Here is a 21,994-nt window from a genome sequence, read left to right on the forward strand (position 1 = left end):
TTTCGATTACGCGATAAGGAGAGTTAGAATATGAGCAAAATGGTGCAGCGCGCCGTCGCGCTGGTTGTGATGCTGGTTGTCGTTATGGGCGGTACCATCTGGGGAACGGCAAGCATGACCATCCAGTATCAGCCGCTGAACAGTGGCGCACCAGTCGTGATGACGGTCAACGGCGACGAGGTGTGCGCGGATGAATATGCGGGCTATATGCTGTACAACATGGCGTATTACGCCAATATGTATGCGCAGTTCGGCATGAGCGACGTATGGAACGACGAATATGCCGCTGCAACGCTGGGTGCTTCCATGCCGCAGGCTGCCAAGGATCAGTCGGTATATGCGCGTGTGGTATTGCAGAAGTTTAACGAGCTGGGCCTCAAGCTGACCTACAATCAGGAAAAGCAGATGAGCCAGCTGCGTCAGGATACCATTGATTCGATGGGCTATGACGCTTTCATCAAGCAAATCGCGAACTTCGGCTTCTCGGATCAGAGCTACAGCAACTTTATGTATATCAGCCAGTGCTATAACGCGCTCAACGAATACTATTACGGCGAAAACGGCGCCAATGTGCCGAGCGATGAGGAGCTGCGGCAGTATTTTGCTGATAACTACATTGCCGCCAAGCACATCCTGATTTCGACCGTCGATTCCACCACGGGCGAGACCATCCGCACGGATGAGGAGGCCAAGGCCGAGGCGCAGAAGATTCTGGACCGCATCAACGCGGGCGAGGATTATGACGCGCTGATGAACGAGTATAGCGAGGACCCAGGCCTGTCGGGCAATCCGGATGGCTACATCTTCACCGACGGAGATATGGTTACCGAGTTTTACGACGGCGCCAAGGCGCTGGCCGAGGACGAGGTATCCGGTCTGGTCAAGTCGTCCTACGGCTATCATATCATCAAGCGTGTGCCGCTGGATGTGGACGGTCAGCTCGAAAATTACAAGAGCCTGCTGACAACGACAGTGGCCGGTACGATGGACGACCTGCTGACCCAGTGGATGCAGGAAGCGGATGTACAGACGACCGAAACCTTTGACGAGATCACCTATCAGAACGTGCGCGATTATGTGCCGGCCGAAGTGAAGGAAATTCTCAATGCACAGGACGCGGCATCGGACGCATCTGCCACGGATGACGCTGCTGCCACAGATGACGCTGCTGCTACAGATGACACGGCAGCAACGGATGATGCCGCTGCAGAGACTGCAGACGCGGCAGAATAACGGTATCACACAAAAAAAGGACGCCTTCGGGCGTCCTTTTCGTTGTTATTCCAGCGTCCACGCCAGCGGGGTGCGGCCGAAAAAGCTGTTGTGGAACAGCGTGAGCGCCGCCCAGGTGGCCCGGTCGGTTTCTCCGGTCTGCGGGAGGAGAAATACCCCCTGCGCTTGGCGCACACCGGCCTCGGTATCTGCGTCGTATTCGCCGGTGAGCGGGACGGGAAGCGTGCCTCCGAAGTGCGGCGTAGTCGTACCCAGCATGAGCTGGAGCACAAAGACCGAGGGGCCTTTGTCGCCGCGCTTGAGTTTGGCGTCCGCGCCCGCGGGGAAAAAGTCGACCGCGGCGGGCAGCGCGTCAAGGTCGGTCAGGGCGAGATAGGCGGCGTAGATGGCCGTCCATGTGTCGAAATTTGCCGTACCCGTCACGGGCAGGCGGCCCCGCCGCTGGAATTCCCGCACGGCGGCGGCGGTTTCCGGACCGAAAATCCCGTCCGGTGCGAGCGGCTGCACTGCGCCCTGCTCCTGCTGGATGCGGCGCAGAAAGCGCTGTAAATCATAAATATGCGTTCTGCGTTGGCTGTCGGTATACATCAGGCGGTCGCCTCCTCTCCCACCGGATAACCCGGATATTGCCCTTCGCTGGTTTGCGAGGAAACCAGCACATCGCGCGCAAGCAAGGCCATTTCCTCCCACGTCAGCGGGCCGATTGCACCGGTGGCGGGCAGGCCGGATATCGACTGAATGACCGAAATCGAGTTTCGTGTCGCAGGCCCGAAAATGCCGTCGACCGAAACGGACGGCACCTCGGGATAACCGCGCGCGATGATGTTGATGAGTTCCTGCGCCTCGCGTACCGATTCGCCGCGCATGCCCTCGACCAGGAAGATATCCGGCAGACCGGCGACCTCGCCCAGAAAGCCTTGGTCGGGCTGTACGGCCAGCACGGACTGATAGGTGGATACGAGTGCGTTCCACGTGTTGCGGCCGACAATGCCGTCCACGGTCAGCCCCATCATGCGCTGATAGGCTTCGACGGCCTCACGCGTGCGCGGACCGAAGATACCGTCAATCTGGCTGGGCTGCCAGCGCGGCAGCTGGTCGTAATATTCGCCCACAATGGCGAGAAAATACTGGAGCAGCTGCACGCCCGGACCGGTCGCGCCCTCGCGCAGGGTTTCGGGGAACTGGCGCGAGACTTCGTCGAGCAGCAGTCCTTCGCTGTCCAGTTCGCTCAGGCGTTTGACGTTGTTGTAAATGAACGCGATGCGGTACCATGTCGCACGGCCAACGATGCCGTCCACGCCGAGGTTAAACTGCTTCTGGAAAGCGCGCACCGCGCGCTCGGTGTCTGCGTCGTAGATGCCGTCGACCGGATAGATTTTCGGGATGTTGGGATAGTTGGTCGAAATGCGGTTGAGGCGGTTCTGGATGGTGCGCACCTCCTCGGACACATCGCCCAGCCGGAAGGTCACGCCCGGCCACGACCCGCCAAGGTTGGGTGCGATGGGTGCATTTCGCACAATGTTGATGTCGTCTCCATAGTAATATCGCACAATCTCCTCCGCAGTCATACCCTGCTCAGCCAGCGGCACCGTTCCCCATTGGCTCAGGCCGCCGGGACAGGTTACCGTCGTGCCGTTGCAGTATTGGGCGAACAGCGGCTCGATGGCGTTGCCGCGGGTCAGGTAGCTGTTGAACATATCGTCAACGATGGTGGAAATATTCTCGAAAATGTCGCGTCCGGGGACAAAGGACTGGTCATAGCGCGTGGAATTGGTGATGTCAAAGTCGTATCCCTGCGCGCGGTACCATTCGGTGAACACGCGGTTGAGCGCATAGGAGATTTGCGCATAGATGTTGGCGCGGATGGCCTCTTCCGGCCACGTCGGATAGATTTCCGAGGAGGCGACGTTTTTGATGTAGTCGGCAAAGGGCACGGTGACGTTCTGTGCTGCGGATGAGGGCGTGCCCAGATGCACCGTGATGGTTTCCGGGATGGTCACCGGGGACTGGGGCAAAGCGAATCACTCCTCTGCATTGGGATTGGATTGGTCGTGGTACAGCACTTGCGGCTCGCCCGTGGCAGTCAGGTCGGTCTGGGCGGAGGACCGGTTTTCCGGCAGCGGCGTGAGCGCCACAGGCAGCACAGCAGGCACGCCGGAAAACATGGTCACGTGCAGCGCGGTGACCGGCGTGTAGCCCGGACGCGCCACTTCAACCGTATAGACCGCATAGGGCAGACCGCCGTCCGGCGTCATGGAGTTGGAGCGCGGCGGGGTGGGCAGCGTCATAGGCGGCGTCATGCCGCCCGCGTCCGTGCGCACCGAGTAGAGCAGCTCACGCGCGCCGGTTTCGTCCGCGGCGGTCGATACCGTGACCGAGGCGTCGGCCAGCGGCAGCGCGCCGAGCGCGGTCGTGACGACCACGCGCAGCACGGCGGAATCTTCGGTGGGATTGGGCATGGGCAAAACCTCCTTGTCAAGCGGGATGGGCGGCTGGATTACACCAGCCGCACCTTGTACTGCCGCAGCCAGCGGTCGATTTGGATGATATAGGCGAAAATCTGCGGGGTGCGCATGAGCTGACCGTACCACGGTTCCGCCAGACTTTCCGGCTTTTCCATGAGCGCTTCCACGGCGGCATGGTTAAACAGGTGGGCGGCGATTGAGTCGCTGTCCTCGAAGATGCGGCGGACATAGTCGGCGCACAGGCGGGTATAGGCCGGGTGGAAGGTCTTGGGATAGGGGCTTTTTTTGCGTACGACGATTTCCTCCGGCAGTTCGTGCGCAAATGCGCGGCGCACAACGCCTTTTTCCCGTCCGTCCAGCGCCTTGAAATCCCACGGCATGTTATAGGCATACTCGACAATGCGGTGGTCGCAGAAGGGAACGCGCACCTCCAGACCGGAATACATGCTCATGCGGTCCTTGCGGTCGAGCAGGGTCGCCATAAACCAGTCCAGATTGAGTACGAACATTTCGCGCATGCGTGCATCCTTCTTGCTGTCGGTCGGCAGTTTTTCCGCGCGGCGGCAGGTGGCAAGATAGTGCTCGCGGACAAATTCCGCGCCGTTTTGCACAATGCCGGGCGCGAGCAGTCCGAGCCGCAGGTCGACCGAGCGCGACCATGGGAAGGTGTCCTCGAACAGGATTTCCTCGCGGTGGTACCACGGATAGCCGCCGAACAGCTCATCGGCACACTCGCCGGACAGGCACACGGTCGTGCCGCCGTTCTTGACCGCCGCGCAGAACAGCAGCAGCGAGGAGTCGACGTCCGCCATGCCGGGCAGGTCGCGCGCGTCGGTCGCGGGCAGCAGAGCGGCGCACAGGGCGTCGGGTTCGATGACGACGTTGTGGTGCTTTGTGCCGAGTGCATCCACCATCATCTGAATGAATTCGTTATCGCTGTTGGGCTGAAAGCTGTTTTTCGTGAAATATTTGTCGTTGTCGCGGTAGTCGACCGACCAAGTGTGCAGCGTTTCGCCCCGTGCAGCGTAGTCCTTGGCGGCCAGCATGGACAGAATGGACGAATCCAGTCCGCCGGACAGGAAGCAGGCGAGCGGGACGTCGGACACCAGCTGCCGCTGTGCTGCGTCGCAGATGAGCTCGTGTGTGCGTGCAATCGTGGTTTCCAAATCGTCCGGGTGCTCATGTGCCTCCAGCTTCCAGTAGGTGCGGTCGGCATAGCCCTCAGGTGTGAGCACCGCATAATGTCCGGGCAGCAGGGAGTCGATCTGCCGGAACACGCCGGACGCGGGCGGGCGTGCGGGACCGAGCAGCAGCACGGCGCGCAGACCGTCCTCATCTACTTCAGGTTCAACCGCCGGGTGGCAAAGCACCGCGCCGATGGTCGAGCCGAACACGATGCCGTCCTGCAAGCGCGCGACAAACAGGGGCTTGACGCCCAGACGGTCACGGCACAGTACGAGCCGCCGTTCTTTTTTCTGCCAGATGGCGAACGCGAAAATGCCGTTGAGACGCTCGAACGCGTCCGTGTCCCATTCGAGAAAGGCGTGCAGCAGCACCTCGGTGTCCGAATGGCTGCGGAAGGTATGCCCGCGCGCAAGTAGGTCTCTTCGTATTTCTTCGGTATTATATAACTCTCCGTTATATACCAGTACGGTATTTCCGTCGGGTGCATACATAGGCTGCGAACCGCCGTCCGGATCAATGACGATAAGGCGGCGGTGGACGAGCACCGCGTCCGCGTCCTGATAGTCGCCCGACGCATCCGGGCCGCGCGGCGTCAGGCTGCGCTGCATGCGTTCTGCCGCTGCGGCATAGCGGCGCGCGTCATGTTCATAATCGACAAAGCCGCCGATTCCACACATAGACTTTTCCTCCTTATATAATGGCCTTCTCTGCTTCTTATGCGGAAGCGGCGCGGAATATGTGAAAAACCGCTCGGATATGGTGTGAGATGCCGGCCATGCATATACAAAATGCAAACAAAAGCCGGGATTCCACACAGGGTAAAAAGAGCGAACTGCAATGGAAAAAATCGGGTCGAAAATCTCACGCAAAAGTGTGTTAAATCCTTGACATATTCTCGGCAAACGATATAATAGAAATAGACATGCTCCAAAGTAGGGTGTTGGCTTAGGACACAGCGCTGCGGCCCATGGGCATCGGGCGCTGTGTTTTTCTGTACACCCGCGAATATTTTTTGGGAGGTATATGGCATGGATTTTAGGCTTACAAAAGAAGAAGCACTGTTCCAGAAGATGTGCCGTGAGTTCGCGCTTAACGAAGTTGAGCCGATCGCAGCCGAGATCGACGAGCAGGAGCGCTATCCGGAAGAGACTGTCCAGAAGCTGATGAAGTACGGCCTGATGGGCATTCAGTTCCCCAAGGAAGTTGGCGGTTCCGGCGGTAACTACATCTGCTACTCGATCGCGATCGAAGAGATGAGCCGCGTTTGCGGTACCACCGGCGGCATCATGTCTGCGCACGGCACGCTGGGCGCATGGCCGATTTACGCATTCGGTACCGAAGAGCAGAAGGAAAAGTGGCTCCGCCCGCTCATCGAGCCCAAGGAAGGCGCGAAGATCGGCGCATTCGGCCTGACCGAGCCGAACGCTGGTACCGACTCCGCTGCACAGCAGAGTGTTGCTGTCAAGCAGCCGGACGGCTCTTACATCCTCAACGGCACCAAGGTGTTCATCACCGGCGGCGGCCGCGCGGATACTTACGTTGTTTTTGCTATGACCGATAAGTCCAAGGGCAACAAGGGCATTTCTGCTTTCATCGTTGACAAGGACGATCCGGGCTTCTCCATCGGCAAGATCGAGCACAAGATGGGCATCCGTGGTTCTCAGACCGCTGAGCTGATCTTCGAAGACGTGCATCTGCCGGCTGACCGTCTGCTCGGCAAGGAGAACGGCGGCTTTAAGATTGCTATGATGACGCTGGACGGCGGCCGTATCGGTATCGCTTCTCAGGCACTCGGCATTGCGCAGGGCGCTCTGGACAAGGCGATCCAGTACATGAAGGAGCGCGTTCAGTTCGGCAAGACGCTGGACAAGTTCCAGGGCCTGCAGTGGATGGTAGCCGATATGTACACCCAGATCGAGGCTGCTCGTCTGCTCGTTCGCCGCGCGGCGTTCAACCACGACGTTGGTCTGCCGTTCACTAAGGAAGCTGCTATGGCGAAGCTGTACGCTTCTGAGGTTGCAATGGACGTTACCACCAAGTGCGTACAGATCTACGGCGGCTACGGTTACATCCGTGAGTACCCGATGGAGCGCATGATGCGTGACGCCAAGATCACCGAGATCTACGAGGGCACTTCTCAGGTTCAGAGAATGGTCATCGCCGGTCAGGTTCTGCGCTAAGTAAAGGAGGAAAACTGAACTATGAAGGCTATTGTTTGTGTAAAGCAGGTTCCGGATACCTCCGGTAAGGTTGCAGTCAATCCCGACGGCACTCTGAACCGCGCATCCATGGAAACCATCACCAACCCGGACGACCTCAACGCGGTTGAGGCTGCTCTCAAGCTCAAGGACGAGACCGGCTGCAAGGTCGTTGTCATCACCATGGGCCCGGCACCGGCAGAAGGCATGCTCCGTGAGCTGCTCGCACGCGGTGCGGACGAGGCGGTTCTGGTTTCCGCTCGTGAGTTCGGCGGTTCCGATACCTTTGCTACCTCCCAGATCCTCGCGGCTGCTGTCAAGAAGGTTGGCCTTGAGGATGACGATATCGTATTCTGCGGCCGTCAGGCTATCGACGGCGACACCGCGCAGGTAGGCTCTCAGATCGCCGAGAAGCTCGGCATCCCGCAGATCTCCTACGCTGCCGACATTAAGAAGGAAGGCAACACCGTCACCGTTAAGCGTATGCTCGAGGACGGCTACATGACCATCCAGACAAAGACTCCGTGCCTGCTGACCTGCATCAAGGAGCTGAATGTTCCGCGTTACATGTCTTTGGGCGGCATTATGGATTGCTACTCCAAGCCGGTTACGGTTTATGATTACAATACCCTCAAGGACGATCCGCTGATCGATCCCACCACCATCGGCCTGAAGGGTTCTCCCACCAACATCTTCAAGTCCTTTACGCCCCCGCAGAAGGGCCAGGGCAAGATGCTCGAAGGTGCTGACAAGGCTACCTGCGAGACCCTCGCAGCTGAGCTTCTCAAGAAGCACATCATCTGATCGAAAGGAGAAACTATAATGGCTGAATTCAATAACACCAACCTCGCCGATTTTTCCGGCGTATGGGTATTCTGTGAGCAGCGCCAGGGCAAGCTGCAGCCGACCGTGCTGGAGCTGATTTCTGAGGCGCGCAAGCTGGCGGACGATATGGGCACGGAAGTTTGCGGCCTGCTGCTGGGCGGCAAGGGCGTAGGCGACGCAATGGTCAAGGAACTGGGCGCTTACGGCGCGGACAAGGTTCTGGTTGCGGAGGACGACCTGCTCGAGACCTACACCACCGATGCTTACGCAAAGGTGATTTGCGACGTTGTTATGGCTAAGAAGCCGGAAATCATGCTGATCGCGGCGACCAACATCGGCCGTGACCTCGGCCCGCGCTGCGCAGCTCGTCTGCACACCGGTCTGACCGCGGACTGCACGCACCTCGACGTGGACGTTGAGAAGTACGCTGCATTCCTGCAGGAGGCTTCCACGCTGCCGCAGGCACAGATCGACGCGCTCGACCGTGCTGACCGCAACCTGAAGATGACCCGTCCGGCATTCGGCGGTCACCTGATGGCGACCATTATCTGCCCGCGCTTCCGTCCCCAGATGGCAACCGTTCGTCCGGGCGTTCTGAAGAAGGGCGAGTACGACGAGGCGAAGGCAAACGCGGTTGCAGTTGAGAAGGTTGACGTGCAGCTGTCCGATGCGGACCTGCAGACCAAGGTTCTGGAAGTGGTCAAGGAAGCCAAGGAGCTGGTTGACCTGACCGGTGCTGAAGTGGTCGTTTCTGTTGGCCGCGGCATTTCCAAGGACGTTGAGACCGGCATCAAGCTGGCAGAAGAGCTGGCTGGCCTGTTCGGCGGCGTTGTCGGCGGTTCCCGTGCGGCAATTGACTCCGGCTGGCTGACGGCTGACCATCAGGTAGGTCAGACCGGCAAGACCGTACATCCGAAGCTGTATGTTGCGCTGGGCATCTCCGGTGCTATCCAGCACAAGGCTGGCATGCAGGATTCCGAGTGCATCGTAGCAGTCAACAAGGCTGACTCCGCTCCGATCTTCGATGTTGCCGACTACGGCATCTGCGGCGACCTGTTCAAGGTTGTTCCGATGATGATCGACGCCATTAAGGCTGCACAGGCTTCCAAGTAAGTCTGCGCCTGAGGCAATCGGATTTTGCACTGAAATTCATATAAAAACGAGCCTGTCCATTGGGACAGGCTCGTTTTGTTTTGTATATATCACATGTGTGTGCAGAAAATACAAACAAAGCAAAACGCCCGAAAGCGATAAAACCGCTTTCAGGCGTTATTGTGTTCCGGAATACCGGATTTGGTTAGGTATTTCGCTTCTATGCTAAACAATTAGCCCTGCGAAATAGCGCCTACCGGGCAGGTACCTGCGCAGCTGCCGCAGTCGATGCAAGCGTCCGGATTGATCTCGTACTTGCCGTCGCCCTCAGAAATAGCGCCTACCGGGCACTCGCCCGCGCAAGAACCACAGCTGATGCAAGCGTCGCTAATAACATATGCCATTGGTATTGCACCTCCATTTGAATTTACACATTTATTGTAACACAAGAATGAGAAAAAGCAACAAAAAGCAGTGGTTAGCAATGGTTAACTTTTGGCAGGACCAAGTAAAAGTCAGAAAATAAAAAACAATGAAAAAAAGAGATTGAATTAGAAATAAAGAGAAAACAATGGATTTTCAATTGATACATCCGTCAAATGGTCAGAAATGGTCAGAAAATTCTCTTGCGTTTTCATTCAAATTCCCCTATAATATAGACAAAGGTCAGGAAAGGTCAGATAAGAGACCGGGACCGAAGGAGGTGTTCACATGAAAATGTCGGATGTCATAGCCGATTTTATCGGCGAGATGCTTTCGTCGGGCGGCGGCGTGGCCGAGGTGCAGCGCAAAAGTCTGGCGGACCGTTTTTCGTGTGTGCCAAGCCAGATCAACTACGTGATTGAAACACGCTTCACGCCGGAACACGGGTATCTGGTCGAAAGTCAGCGCGGCGGCGGCGGATACATCCGCATCGTGCGGCTGATGGACGACAAGCAGCGCACGCTGCTGGAGGCGGCCCGCGGTATCGGCGGCAGGCTGACGCAAAGCGATGCGGCGCGTCTGACACGCGCGCTGCTGTCGGCAGAGTTGCTGACGCAGCGGGAAGCACAGCTTCTGCTTTCGGCATGCTCGGACGGCGCGCTGGCCGAGGTGGAAAAAACCGACCGCAACCGTCTGCGAGCCGCGATTTTCCGATGCGCGGTGATGGGCATTGCCACAGCATAACAACAGTTAACAAAATCACTTGAGGATAGATTCTCGAAAGGAGAAATGACTTATGAAATGCGAGAAATGCGGCAAGAATGAAGCGACGATGTATTATAAGGAAACCGTAAACGGTGTAACGCGCGAAATGCACCTGTGTGAAGACTGCGCAAAGAAAGAAAATATCGGCGGCGCATTTGAAAATGCGTTTGCCTCGATGAATCATTTCTGGAGCGACCCGTTCCATTCGTTCCTCGGCGGCGGCTTTGGCAGCCTGTGGAACGACATGCTGGGCGCGCCGACGGCGACGCTGCTGGGTACTGAGCGCAAGTGCCCGACCTGCGGCATGACCGAAAGTGAGCTGCGGCGGACCGGCCGTGTGGGATGTCCGGATTGCTACAACACATTCTCGGATATCTTGAATCCATATGTCGAAAAGGTGCACGGCGCAACGCGCCACATCGGCACGGCGCCTGCTGCGCCCGAACAGCCTAAGACCGACCCGATCGAGACGCTGCGCGCACAGCTGAAAACCGCAGTCGAAAACGAAGAGTACGAGCAGGCTGCGCGCCTGCGCGATGAGATTCGCAGAATGGAGGGCGAGCAAAAATGAGCATGTTTGAAATTCATGGCGGTTTTACCGGCCTTGCGGCAACCAGCCGCGTGCGGCTTGCCCGTAACCTGAAGGGGTATCCCTTCCGTTTGACCGAAGCACAACACAAGGAGATCACGGACAAAGTGTTCGCGGCCTTGCAAAATAATCCGACCGTCGGGCCGGAATTTGAGAAAAAACAAATTATCCCGCGCTCGACCGAGGCTTCTCAGCTGGTCGAAGAGCATCTGATTTCGCCCGAGCTGGCACAGAACGGCGGCTGGCTGATTGTCTCCAAGGACGGCGGCGTGTCCATCATGGTGGGCGAGGAAGATCATCTGCGCTTGCAGGTGATTGGCACCGGCCTGTGCCCGAAGGAGTGCTTGGATACGGCAAACCGCATCGCAGCGCTGATTGAAGGCGAGCTGCCGTTCGCTTACGACGAGCGGTTGGGCTATTTGACCGCGTGCCCGACCAACATCGGCACCGGCCTGCGGGCTTCCATCATGCTGCATCTGCCCATGCTGACGGCAACGGGCGAGATTGGCCGAATGACCGGCTACGCCGGCAGCCGTGGCTGCGCGGTGCGCGGCGCATACGGCGAAGGCTCCAAGGCGGTCGGCGGCTTCTATCAGATTTCTAATCAGGTCACGCTGGGCGCTTCTGCGGCTGAGCTGACCGATAAGCTGGTTGAGACTGCAACCACCATCATTGACGCAGAAAAGAAGGCGCGCGAGCAGGTGCGCAGCCAGAACGAAGCTGGTCTGCGCGACCGTATCTACCGCGCGGCAGGCACGCTGCGTTCCGCTTATCTGATTGACACCGGCGAAGCCGTGCAGTGCCTGTCTGACGTGCTGGTCGGCTTGCAAATGGGCTTGCTGTCGGGCGTAGAGCCGCAGAAGCTATATGAACTCGAGCAGCGCATCCGTCCGGCGATGCTGAACGGCGCGCCGCAGGAACGCGACCGCAAACGCGCAGAATTGCTGCGTGAGGCGGCAAAGAACCTGATTTTAGAATAACCGAACTTGGACTTTTCCCTTTCGGAAAGGAGTGTTGACCTATGTTTTATCAGAATCGTTTTACCGAGCGTGCGCAGCAGGCACTGACCAAGGCGCAGGAGGCCGCTGCATCGTTTGGACACAGCTATATCGGCTCGGAGCACCTGCTGCTCGGCCTGTTGCGTGAAGAGGGCGGCCCGGCGGCCAAGGCATTGGCTGCTTGCGGCGTGACCGATGACGCACTGGTGAAGCAGATTGAAGAGCTGTCCGGCCGCGGCACGCCCGACAGCACCGCTCCGCAGGGCATGACCCCGCGCACCAAGCGCATCATTGAGCTGTCCATCCAGTCCGCCGCCCAGATGGGGACGAACTACGTCGGCACCGAACATTTGCTGCTCGGCCTGCTGCGCGAGGGACAGAACGTTGCGCTGACCGCGCTGGCTAACCTCAAGGTCACCCCGCAGATGGTGGCCGAAAAGCTCAGCGAAGTGCTGGGCGGCGTACAACAGGGCGAAGGCCCCGGCGCTGCCGGTGCATCCGGCAAGTCAGGTGACGCGCTCGAGCAGTTCGGCCGCGACCTGACCGCTGCTGCCCGCGAGGGCAAGCTCGACCCGGTTATCGGCCGCAGCAAGGAAATTCAGCGGGTCATTCAGATTCTGTCCCGCCGTACCAAGAACAACCCTGCACTGATCGGCGACCCCGGCGTCGGCAAGACCGCCGTGGTCGAAGGACTGGCGCAGAAGATTGTCGCGGGCGATGTCCCGGAGACGCTGAAGGACAAGCGCGTCGTATCGCTTGACCTGACCGGCATGATCGCGGGCACCAAGTACCGCGGCGAGTTCGAAGAGCGCATCAAAAAGGTCATCGAAGAGCTGACCGCAAACAAGGATACCATTCTGTTCATCGATGAAATGCATATGCTGATGGGCGCGGGCGCTGCTGAGGGAGCGGCAGATGCTGCGAACATTTTGAAGCCCGCCCTGTCCCGCGGTGAAGTGCAGGTCATCGGTGCAACCACGCTGGATGAATACCGCAAGAACATCGAAAAGGACGCAGCGCTCGAGCGTCGTTTCCAGCCCGTTCAGATTGACGAGCCGAGTCCGGAGGACGCAGTCGAAATCCTCAAGGGCCTGCGTGACCGCTACGAAGCACATCACCGCATCAAGATTCCGGATGAAGCCATCGAAGCTGCCGTCAAGCTGTCTGTGCGCTATGTAACCGGTCGTTTCCTGCCGGATAAGGCAATCGACGTTATCGACGAAGCCTGCTCGCGGGTTCGCCTGTCCACGCTGACCACACCGCCCGACCTCAAGCAGATGGAGGACGAAATTACCGCCATCGCCGCGAAGAAGGAAGAGGCTGTCAAGGGGCAGGACTACGAGAACGCCGCCAAGCTGCGCGATGAAGAGAAGAACAAGCGCGAAGCGCTCGAAGCACGCCGCAAGGAGTGGTCTGAGCAGCAGACCAAGACTCACGGCGCGGTAACCGAGGACGACATCGCGGCCGTCATTTCGGGCTGGACCGGCATCCCGGTTGCCCAGATGACCGAGGACGAGGGTCAGCGTCTGCTGCACCTCGAGGATACGCTGCATCAGCGTGTCATCGGCCAGAATGAGGCCGTCACTGCGGTCGCCAAGGCGATTCGCCGCGGCCGTGTCGGCCTGCGCGACCCCAAGCGTCCGATTGGTTCGTTCCTGTTCCTCGGCCCGACCGGCGTAGGCAAGACCGAGCTGTCCAAGGCGCTGGCAGAAGCGATGTTCGGTGACGAAAACGCCATGATCCGCATTGATATGTCGGAATACATGGAAAAGCATGCGGTTTCCCGCATGATCGGTTCGCCTCCGGGATATGTCGGCTACGATGAGGGCGGTCAGCTGTCCGAAAAGGTACGCCGCCATCCGTATTCGGTTGTGCTGTTCGATGAGATCGAAAAGGCACACCCGGATGTGTTCAACATCCTGCTGCAAATCCTTGAGGACGGCGTGCTGACCGACGGTCAGGGCCGCCATGTGGATTTCAAGAATACCATCATCATCATGACCTCCAACATCGGCGCGCAGAAGATTACGGGCAACGCCCGCAAGTCGCTGGGCTTTGCCGAGGGTGGAGAAAATACGGCCGAGCGTACCTTTGAGCAGATCAAGGAGGACGTGCTGAGTGAGCTGAAAACCGTGGTGCGTCCGGAATTCCTCAACCGTATTGACGACATCATCGTGTTCAACCGTCTGAGCGAGGACGAGATTGCCCAGATTGCGGACGGTATGCTGCGCAAGGTTGCCGAGCGTATGCAGGAAATGGGTATCACCATGGATTGGACCGACGCAGCCAAGAAGCATCTTGCCAAGGCTGGTTTCGATCCGGTTTACGGTGCGCGCCCGCTGCGCCGCGCGGTGACGAACGAAGTCGAGGATCTGGTTGCCGAGCAGTCGCTCGAAGGCAAGATCAAGTCCGGCGAACATGTGACGCTGGATGCCGAGGACGACAAGCTGACGCTCCGGTCTGCTGCTGCGGAACAGCCGCAGGCATAAATCAAGCCATACACTCCTCATTCTTATATACAACACCCAAATGGACGACGCCCCCGACGCTATTATGGCATCGGGGGCGTTGTCATGTGTGCAAAAAGGGTTTGTAACGGCCGAAAAATAGAAACTGGGAAACGTCGTTAAAAAAACGTAAAGAAAACGATGGGATTTCGTGCTAAATGACAAAAACTTTTCTGATAAGACCCTGCAAATCAGGGGGAATTGAACATTGAAAACCCGCGAAATCCAGGAGTATAATATGTCGTAAAAACAATTTAAAGGCGCGCACGCACGCATGGCGTCGCGCGGGAAAGGGGAAAGAAAATGAATACCATGCAAATTCTTTCCGTCGTGGTCTTTTTGATCGTTATGCTTGCGATTGTATCGGAAAAGGTACATCGTACCGTGGCGGCGGTAGCAGGTGGAGTTGTGCTAATCTTCCTGCATGTGCTGACGGTGGATGATGCGGTCAGCTACATTGACTTCAGCACGATCGGCGTTTTGATTGGTATGATGCTGTTTGTCGCTGTGGTACGTAACTCCGGTCTGTTTGAGTATGTGGCGATCAAGGCGGCAAAAATCGCGGGAGGCAACCCGTGGAAGATCATGCTGCTGTTTGTCATTCTCACGGCGGTGCTGTCGGCCTTCCTGGACAACGTGACTACGGTCCTGCTGGTCGGCCCGATGACGATTGCGATCACCGGTATTCTGGGGCTTAATCCGGTGCCGTTCTTGTTCACACAGATTCTTGCCTCCAACATCGGCGGTACAGCGACCCTCATCGGTGACCCCCCGAATATCATGATCGGTTCGCAGGCCGGACTGAGCTTTGTGGACTTTGTGCTCAATACCGGCGTGGCAGTTGTCTTTATTATGATTGCGGTCTGCCTGTGCTTCTACTTCCTGTACGGACGCAAGATGGTTGTAGAGCCGGATAAGATGGCAGCAGTTATGCAGCTGGACGAGCAGAAGTCGATTAAGGATCATGCGCTGCTGGTCAAGAGCGTGGTTATGATCGTTCTGGTTGTGCTGGGCTTTGTTTTCCATAGCTCGATCGGCGTAGACTCTTGCGCAATTGCGCTGGCAAGTGCTACAATAATGTTGTTGATCGGTAAGCAGGATACGGAAGAAATCGTGCTCGGTGTAGAATGGTCAACCATTTTGTTCTTCACCGGCCTATTTGTTGTAGTCGGTGGTATGGTGCAGACCGGCGTTATCACTGCGCTGGGCAATGCACTGGTTTCGGTAACGGGCGGCAACACAATACTGCTGATGGTGCTCATTCTGTGGGGGTCGGCGCTGTTTTCGTCCTTCCTGGATAACATCCCGTTCGTGGCGACTATGATTCCGCTGATTCTGGCAATGCAGGCCGAAGGCATGGAGGTTACACCGCTGTGGTGGGCGCTGTCGCTGGGCGCATGTCTGGGCGGCAACGGCACGCTGATCGGTGCATCGGCCAACGTGGTGCTTTCGGGTATTTCAGCCAAGCACGGCCATCCGATCACCTTTATGCGGTATCTCCGTGTGGGCTTCCCGATGATGATTCTGACGGTTGCTATTTCTACCGTTTACCTGCTGGTTCGCTTTCATTGATGCATGACAGGGGAAGAAAGAAGGAAATCATATGATAACGAGCAGTTTTTCCGGTGATATCATCAATGTATCACTGCGTCAGATCGGCGCTACCTCCATCAAGGAAGTGCGCAACGGTATTATGTATATTGCCAAATTCCAGCTGGACGACGAGGTTTGCGTGACATACGTGTTCAACGTGACCAAGCGGGATAAGTATTACTTGCAGCGCGTCGAGCCGTATCCCATCTCCTACGGCGATTTTGAGGGGGAGGGCGAAGTGGTGGAATTCATCACGCGCGATATTCGCAAGTTCCGCAACGCGATGCAGTCGCACAATTTCCCCAAGTTCCTCGAGACGGCCAACGTGATGGTGCAGCTGTCGCATGCGATTGAGCTGCTGTTTTTGGAGCGGAATGTGTCGGCGGAGGATATGGAAGGCCTGCAGCAGTGCTTGACGGCAGGCATCGAGAAAATCAAGGAGATTCGTGAGCATTCGCCCAAGGTGGAAAAATAAAAGAATAGGACCGGTTTGAAAGATGCCTTGCAGAACAGCAGTCTGCAAGGCGTCTTTTTTGCATACAGTACGAAAGGCGCGGCATAGATGCTTGTACGGCTGTTCGCTGAAAAAGTACAAAAAAGCAAATAAATGCGTAAAAAAGTACGAGACGTGTATCTTATCAACAAAAAAAGAGAATGCTTTTTGTGTAAAACAACGGCTGTATTTTTCAAGAACGCACTGGCTGAATTAGAAAAAAGTTGTATAATGGTAGATATTCCGTTATTACAATGAGAGGGGCGGTGTCGCTGTGTCATATGATTTTCTTCTGACGATTGCGATCATCATGCTGTTCACCAAAATCTTCGGTCTGACCTCGGAACGGGTACACATGCCGCAGGTCGTCGGTGCGTTGGTGGCCGGCGTGCTGGTAGGACCGAGCTGCCTTGCGTGGGTAGGAGAAACGGATTTTCTGGTGAAAGCCGCAGAGATCGGCGTCATTATCCTGATGTTCAATGCAGGTCTGGACACGGATTTGGAGGAACTCAAAACCACCGGCTTTGCGTCCTTCATCATTGCGGTCATCGGCGTGCTGGTACCGCTCGCGGGCGGCATGGGATGCTACCTGATTTTCAGGAGCGAACCGGCAGACCCCATGAACATGCTCAAAGCGGCCTTTATCGGCGTGGTGCTGACCGCAACCTCGGTATCCATCACGGTGGAAACGCTGCGCGAGATGGGAAAGCTGAAAAGCAAGGTCGGCACGGCGATATTGGGTGCAGCGGTGATTGACGATATTCTCGGTATTGTGGTGCTGACCGTGCTGACTGCGTTTACCGACCCATCGGTCAAGCCGCTTCTGGTGTTCGGACGGATTTTCGCGTTCTTCATCTTTGTTCTTGTGGTCGGTTTTGTGATGCACAAGGCGTTTATCAAGATGGAGCAGCGCTGGCATAAGCATCGGCGCATTGCTATCTACGCGCTGGTGTTTGCCTTTTTGATGAGCTATGTTGCAGAGACGCTCTTTGGCATCGCTGATATTACGGGCGCGTATTTCGCCGGTATCGTTATGTGCAACCTTTCGGACACGCGCGACTATGTGGCCAGCAAAACTAATGTGCTGGGCTATATGCTGTTTTCACCGCTGTTCTTTGCGTCGATTGGTATCAAAACCAATTTGGACGGCTTGACAGGCGAGTTGGTGCTGTTTGCGGTGGTGCTGACGATTGTGGCCATCCTGTCTAAAATTATCGGCTGCGGTCTGGGTGCTCGAATGATGGGCTTCCAGATGTATGACGCAATTTCCATCGGCCTTGGAATGGTCTCTCGCGGTGAGGTCGCGCTGATTGTGGCGCAGAAGGGCGAGCAGGCGGGACTTATTAACTCTGAAATGTTCCCGGCAATCGTGCTGGTGGTCATCGTTACTACGCTGGTCACGCCGATTTTGCTGAAATTCGGCATGAAACGCGAAACACCTGCCAATACGGAGTTTTCCGCGCGCGAGGCGGAGCAAATGCCTAAGGCAGGCCGATATTAACCGGTCCGACGAAGAAGGTAGTTTTAAGCAGACAGCCCTTTCCGGCGTTACAGGCCGGAAAGGGCTGTTTTCATACCGTTACTTGAAGAGCAGGGCAGTATGTGGTATACTGATTTCGTATGTCAAAGACCTCTGGAGGGAGCGGAATGAAACAAGCAAAGGTATTGCCGGTTCTGGCGATTGCGCTGTGTCTGCCGGGTGTGGTGGTGCGCGCGCTGCATATGCTGAACGGCTTTGGTATTGGAACGGGTCTGCCTGCGGTGGGCGATGCATGGGTGTGGTATTTTACCGCACTGTTAGTAGTGGCTGCGGTGGTGTACGCGGTGTTAAGCATACCGCTGCGCGCAGCAAATGACCTGCCGTTTGAGCAGCTACTGGGTACGCAAAGCGTGGGTTTCCGAATGGCGGCAGTGATTTCCGGTCTGCTGCTTCTGGTCGGAGGCGTGGGGTATCTCTATCTGACGATGACGACTGGCGAGGAGGACGCTGCGGGTTGGGCCAAGGCGCTCGAAATTGTATATGCGGCGGTCACCGTTCTGTGTGGCCTGTGTGCCATTGGACTGGCCAAAGCACAGGGCAGCGAAATGACCGAGCAGTCCGCCAAGCTGACGCTGGTGCCGCTGCTGTGGAGCTGCCTGCATTTGCTGGTCAACTACCGTATGACCTGCGTCGATCCGAAGCTGGCATCCTTTGCGTTTGGCCTTGTGGCGGACGTGATTCTGGTGCTGGCGTTTTACCATCTGGCGCGCCTGCTGTATGGCAAGCCGCATCCGGCGTGGCTGGCTTTTTGCAGTGCAGTGACAACGACCATGGCGGTGTCCGATATGGGTGGCTACGGTCTCTCCCGTTTGATGGGGGTGACAATGCCCGAGTGGTCGGATAAAATGGTGCTGCGCGGCTGTCTGTCGGTGGCGGCATGCATTTTGCTGGCGGCGGAGCTGTTTGTATTATGCCGCGAACATGGCACAACCAATGTATCAGAATAAATGAATGGAAAGGAAGAGTGTGATGCTGTTTCTTTGTTATCCCAAGTGCTCGACCTGTCAGAAAGCCAGAAAGTGGCTGGAAGAGCAGGGAATTTCATTTGACGAGCGCGATATCAAACAGAACAACCCGACGGAAGAAGAACTGCGGACGTGGTATGCGCGCAGCGGTCTGCCGCTCAAGCGCTTTTTCAACACCAGCGGCATGCAGTATAAGGCGTTGGCCCTCAAGGACAAGCTGCCGGATATGAGCGAGGAGGAACAGCTGGCGCTGCTTGCAACCGACGGCATGTTGGTCAAGCGTCCGTTGCTGGTGGATGAGAATTTCGTGCTGACTGGCTTTAAACAGGCAGAATGGGAGCAGACGCTGAAAAAGGATTGACAAAGGGAAAAACGGATGGTATAATAATTCTTGCTTATCGGGCAAGATACGGAGCGGTATCGAAGTGGTCATAACGAGGCGGTCTTGAAAACCGTTTGCCCGAAAGGGCGCGTGGGTTCGAATCCCACCCGCTCCGCCAACCATTTATCGTGGCGAAGCTACTACTTGACATGGAGACGTACCCAAGCTGGTGAAGGGGCTCCCCTGCTAAGGGAGTAGGTCGGGAAACCGGCGCGAGAGTTCAAATCTCTCCGTCTCCGCCAAAAAACGCACTTTTCTGACAAGGAAAAGTGCGTTTTTTTCATATCCCAAGAACGCAGAAAAGAAGTGGATTTGGTAATTATTTCATTATGTTTATGGGGGGTTCCTTGGTGGTAATTGCGTTGCAGATAGAAAAGAAGGTTTTTTAGCAGAAAAATTGGTAATGGTGCCTGGCAGGAATGGCAGAATAAAGTGCGGCAAATTACTTGCAAAATGCAGGGGTTTGTAGTATCATTTTAATGGTTATATGCGTTTCTGTTTGGCGAAAATGCCCATTTTTGAAATTTTACAGAGCGCTTTGGTTGGATTGGGAGAATGACGGTTTTACTGGTGAATGGACTCGGGAAATAAACTGAAATGTAAAAGCGTCTTGACTCTAGTATATCGCAGATGGGATAACATGCGGTTGTGTATCCAAAGCGAAAAAAGATGTTTGCCCTTGGTACCAAAATATGAGAGAAATGATTTGTGGATATGAAAACGAATTTGCTTTTTGCGATTATTATTCCTGTTTATCAAGTAGAAGATTATCTGTCAGAGTGCCTGGACAGTGTTTTACCGTTGACAGATTCCGATTGTGAGATCATTTTGGTGGTTGGTAATTCGACGGATCGCAGCAATGAAATCGCCATGGAGTATGCGCAGCGGAATGCGGCTGTTCGTTTGGTGATACAAAACGGGGCGGGACTTTCTAATGCGCGTAATTGCGGAGTGGAAAACAGTACAGGGACGTTTATCATTTACCTTGATAGTGACGATGTGGTTGATACTGAAAATCTGTCGATGCTAATGGAATACATACGGCAGCATCCGGATGAGACGGACGTATATATGTCTGATTACATTCAGCTGTTTTCTACTGGGGTGAAAAGAGTAGTCAATCAAGTGGGGAATACACCGCATGACGCGGGATTGTCTGCCTTACCTACCGTGTTACGCGAAAAAAAGTGTTTTTGGAATGTATGGCGATACATTTACCGTCGGCGTTTTTTGGAGGAAAATTGCATCAGCTTTTTGGAAAACCGAACAAGCGAAGATATTGATTATACAACAAGGGTATTTGCTAGTAATCCTCAAATAGAATTTTGGAACAAACCGTATTACTTCTATCGCATGGGTCGAGTTGCGTCCTTGATGAATGTTGTGAGTGCAAAAAGGGTGCAGGATGTGACATTTGTAATTGAAAATAGTATTTTGATACTGGATCAGTCTGAAACCATTGCATTTGCAGACTTGTTGAAAGAACAATATCGGTTTGAATATTTGCTGAATATTGCACTGATCCGCGAGGTTGATAAAAGGGATCGAAAAGCGGCGTATAATGCATTTAGTGATTGGAAATCTGTACTATATCCGTCGAGATATCCTATTACAAACGCATTTTATATTTTTATGAAGTTTTTTGGATTATCAGCGGGGGCGTATATTTTATCTTTGCTCAAAAAGGCTAAGCGAAAGTTAGTACGTCGGTAATTTGGATAGTATGAAGGAGGATATGTCGTGATTATTACAAAGACACCTTTCCGTGTGAGTTTTGCCGGCGGTGGAAGCGATATGGCAAATTTTTATGAAAAATATGGTGGATGTGTATTAAGTACATCCATTAATAAATACTGCTATTTATCCATTCATCCTTATTTTGATGAGAAATCTACACTGCTTAAGTATTCTGAGAATGAATTGGTAACGGATATTTCGCAGATTAAACACCGAATTTTTAACTGCGTTCTTAACGAGTATGGTGTAAGTGGTGTGGAAATCAGTTCTACGGCAGATGTGCCGGGAGGAACCGGTCTGGGCTCTTCCAGCACATTTACGGTTGGCCTCTTGAACACAATCGCTTGTTATCAGGGCAAGTTTATGTCAAAGGGAAAACTGGCAGAGAAGGCCTGTGAAGTGGAAATTCAAAAGCTGGGAAGTCCGATTGGCAAGCAAGACCAATACGCGGCAGCCTTTGGCGGTTTGAATTTTATTCGGTTTAACCGGGATGGCTCGGTTTCGGTAGAACCGATTGTCATGCAACCAGGGACGTATAAAGCACTGGAAAAGCACTTGGTGATGTTTTATACCGGCAGCACGCGTTCGGCAAACAGCATTCTGCAGGAACAAAAAAAGAATATTGATGATGCGGCCAAAGCTGAAAATTTGAAGCAGATGTGCAAACTTGCGGAGGAGATGAAATCTGCACTAGAGCAAAATGACTTGTCCTCCTTTGGTGCATTGCTGAATGATGGATGGACATTAAAGCGAACGCTGGCATCCGGCATTTCCAATCCAGATATTGATCGCGCATATGAAACGGCTATGAAAAATGGTGCAATCGGTGGAAAATTATTAGGAGCTGGTGGCGGGGGATTCCTGCTGTTCTTCTGTGAACCGGATAAGCAGGAACGGCTGCGTGTTGCGTTGGGGCTGCGTCGCTTTGACTTTGCTTTTGAAAGAGATGGCGCATCGGTTGTTTACATTGGCGATAAATACTGGAGATAAAAAGGAGACACGAC

The 21,994-nt window shown here is 55.3% G+C and carries 20 protein-coding genes and 2 tRNA genes; 17 read left to right on the forward strand and 5 right to left on the reverse strand.

What is annotated here, in order from left to right; genetic code table 11:
* The first annotated feature begins 30 nt into the window (after positions 1-30).
* Positions 31-1,233, forward strand: a complete 1,203-nt coding sequence (locus tag ACTQ34_RS05745; RefSeq protein WP_441362926.1) for a peptidylprolyl isomerase — start codon at positions 31-33, stop codon at positions 1,231-1,233.
* 45 nt (positions 1,234-1,278) lie between these two features.
* Here ACTQ34_RS05745 and ACTQ34_RS05750 read toward each other — a convergent pair whose 3' ends face one another.
* From ACTQ34_RS05750 to asnB, 4 genes are read right to left on the reverse strand one after another with little or no spacing between them, the layout of a single operon-like run.
* Positions 1,279-1,821 (reverse strand): peptidoglycan-binding domain-containing protein, encoded by a 543-nt coding sequence (locus ACTQ34_RS05750; protein WP_441362927.1) that lies wholly within the window; start codon positions 1,819-1,821, stop codon positions 1,279-1,281.
* Positions 1,821-3,248 carry a peptidoglycan-binding protein gene (locus tag ACTQ34_RS05755; protein ID WP_441362928.1) on the reverse strand — a complete coding sequence of 476 codons (1,428 nt, stop codon included), beginning with the start codon at positions 3,246-3,248 and terminating at the stop codon, positions 1,821-1,823. The genes ACTQ34_RS05750 and ACTQ34_RS05755 overlap by 1 nt, the downstream gene beginning before the upstream one ends.
* Positions 3,249-3,254: 6 nt before the next feature.
* Positions 3,255-3,824, reverse strand: coding sequence for a carboxypeptidase-like regulatory domain-containing protein (locus ACTQ34_RS05760; RefSeq protein WP_441362929.1), 570 nt, complete (start codon positions 3,822-3,824; stop codon positions 3,255-3,257).
* Complete coding sequence (gene asnB / locus ACTQ34_RS05765) at positions 3,731-5,560, reverse strand: asparagine synthase (glutamine-hydrolyzing) (protein ID WP_441362930.1); 1,830 nt, start codon at positions 5,558-5,560, stop codon at positions 3,731-3,733. Before asnB ends, ACTQ34_RS05760 begins: the two co-directional genes overlap by 94 nt.
* 351 nt (positions 5,561-5,911) lie before the next feature.
* On the opposite strand from asnB, the gene ACTQ34_RS05770 reads away from it, so the two are divergent.
* Genes ACTQ34_RS05770 through acrA form a run of 3 tightly spaced genes read left to right on the forward strand, consistent with a single transcriptional unit; the run spans position 5,912 to position 9,019 of the window.
* Positions 5,912-7,063, forward strand: coding sequence for an acyl-CoA dehydrogenase (locus tag ACTQ34_RS05770; protein ID WP_297283732.1), 1,152 nt, complete (start codon positions 5,912-5,914; stop codon positions 7,061-7,063).
* Between the two features lie 21 nt (positions 7,064-7,084).
* Entirely contained in the window at positions 7,085-7,885 is an 801-nt protein-coding gene (gene acrB / locus ACTQ34_RS05775; protein ID WP_441362931.1) for an acryloyl-CoA reductase electron transfer subunit gamma, read from the forward strand.
* An 18-nt stretch (positions 7,886-7,903) separates the two neighbouring features.
* Positions 7,904-9,019, forward strand: a complete 1,116-nt coding sequence (gene acrA / locus ACTQ34_RS05780) for an acryloyl-CoA reductase electron transfer subunit beta (protein ID WP_441362932.1) — start codon at positions 7,904-7,906, stop codon at positions 9,017-9,019.
* Between the two features lie 212 nt (positions 9,020-9,231).
* Here the strand turns inward: acrA and ACTQ34_RS05785 are convergent, their stop codons facing one another.
* Positions 9,232-9,402, reverse strand: a complete 171-nt coding sequence (locus tag ACTQ34_RS05785) for a DUF362 domain-containing protein (protein WP_297283735.1) — start codon at positions 9,400-9,402, stop codon at positions 9,232-9,234.
* A 307-nt stretch (positions 9,403-9,709) separates the two neighbouring features.
* Between ACTQ34_RS05785 and ACTQ34_RS05790 the strand changes: the two genes are divergently transcribed.
* The 13 genes from ACTQ34_RS05790 (at position 9,710) to ACTQ34_RS05850 (ending at position 21,980) form a co-directional block, all read left to right on the forward strand.
* Positions 9,710-10,165 (forward strand): CtsR family transcriptional regulator, encoded by a 456-nt coding sequence (locus ACTQ34_RS05790; protein WP_441362933.1) that lies wholly within the window; start codon positions 9,710-9,712, stop codon positions 10,163-10,165.
* A 52-nt stretch (positions 10,166-10,217) separates the two neighbouring features.
* On the forward strand, positions 10,218-10,757 hold the full coding sequence (locus ACTQ34_RS05795) for a UvrB/UvrC motif-containing protein (RefSeq protein ID WP_441362934.1): 540 nt from the start codon (positions 10,218-10,220) through the stop codon (positions 10,755-10,757).
* The gene (locus tag ACTQ34_RS05800) at positions 10,754-11,755 is read left to right on the forward strand and encodes an ATP--guanido phosphotransferase (RefSeq protein ID WP_441362935.1); all 1,002 of its coding nucleotides are present in this window, start codon (positions 10,754-10,756) and stop codon (positions 11,753-11,755) included. The genes ACTQ34_RS05795 and ACTQ34_RS05800 overlap by 4 nt, the downstream gene beginning before the upstream one ends.
* Positions 11,756-11,796: 41 nt before the next feature.
* Entirely contained in the window at positions 11,797-14,262 is a 2,466-nt protein-coding gene (locus ACTQ34_RS05805; RefSeq protein ID WP_441362936.1) for an ATP-dependent Clp protease ATP-binding subunit, read from the forward strand.
* Positions 14,263-14,583: 321 nt separating this feature from the next.
* A complete protein-coding gene (locus ACTQ34_RS05810) occupies positions 14,584-15,852 on the forward strand; it encodes an ArsB/NhaD family transporter (RefSeq protein ID WP_373166707.1) in 1,269 nt (422 codons plus the stop codon).
* A gap of 31 nt (positions 15,853-15,883) precedes the next feature.
* On the forward strand, positions 15,884-16,348 hold the full coding sequence (locus ACTQ34_RS05815) for a hypothetical protein (RefSeq protein ID WP_441362937.1): 465 nt from the start codon (positions 15,884-15,886) through the stop codon (positions 16,346-16,348).
* Positions 16,349-16,676: 328 nt separating this feature from the next.
* Entirely contained in the window at positions 16,677-17,867 is a 1,191-nt protein-coding gene (locus tag ACTQ34_RS05820) for a cation:proton antiporter (protein WP_441362950.1), read from the forward strand.
* A gap of 146 nt (positions 17,868-18,013) precedes the next feature.
* Positions 18,014-18,853, forward strand: coding sequence for a hypothetical protein (locus ACTQ34_RS05825; RefSeq protein WP_441362938.1), 840 nt, complete (start codon positions 18,014-18,016; stop codon positions 18,851-18,853).
* Positions 18,854-18,875: 22 nt separating this feature from the next.
* On the forward strand, positions 18,876-19,232 hold the full coding sequence (locus tag ACTQ34_RS05830) for an arsenate reductase family protein (RefSeq protein WP_441362939.1): 357 nt from the start codon (positions 18,876-18,878) through the stop codon (positions 19,230-19,232).
* Between the two features lie 50 nt (positions 19,233-19,282).
* Positions 19,283-19,371 (forward strand) — tRNA-Ser (locus ACTQ34_RS05835).
* A gap of 33 nt (positions 19,372-19,404) precedes the next feature.
* A tRNA-Ser gene (locus tag ACTQ34_RS05840) sits at positions 19,405-19,495 on the forward strand.
* A 472-nt stretch (positions 19,496-19,967) separates the two neighbouring features.
* Positions 19,968-20,966, forward strand: a complete 999-nt coding sequence (locus tag ACTQ34_RS05845) for a glycosyltransferase family 2 protein (protein ID WP_441362951.1) — start codon at positions 19,968-19,970, stop codon at positions 20,964-20,966.
* 27 nt (positions 20,967-20,993) lie between these two features.
* On the forward strand, positions 20,994-21,980 hold the full coding sequence (locus tag ACTQ34_RS05850) for a GHMP family kinase ATP-binding protein (RefSeq protein ID WP_441362940.1): 987 nt from the start codon (positions 20,994-20,996) through the stop codon (positions 21,978-21,980).
* Positions 21,981-21,994 lie beyond the last annotated feature (14 nt).

The sequence above is a fragment of the Agathobaculum sp. LCP25S3_E8 genome, from assembly GCF_052117165.1.
Lineage (GTDB): Bacteria > Bacillota > Clostridia > Oscillospirales > Butyricicoccaceae > Agathobaculum.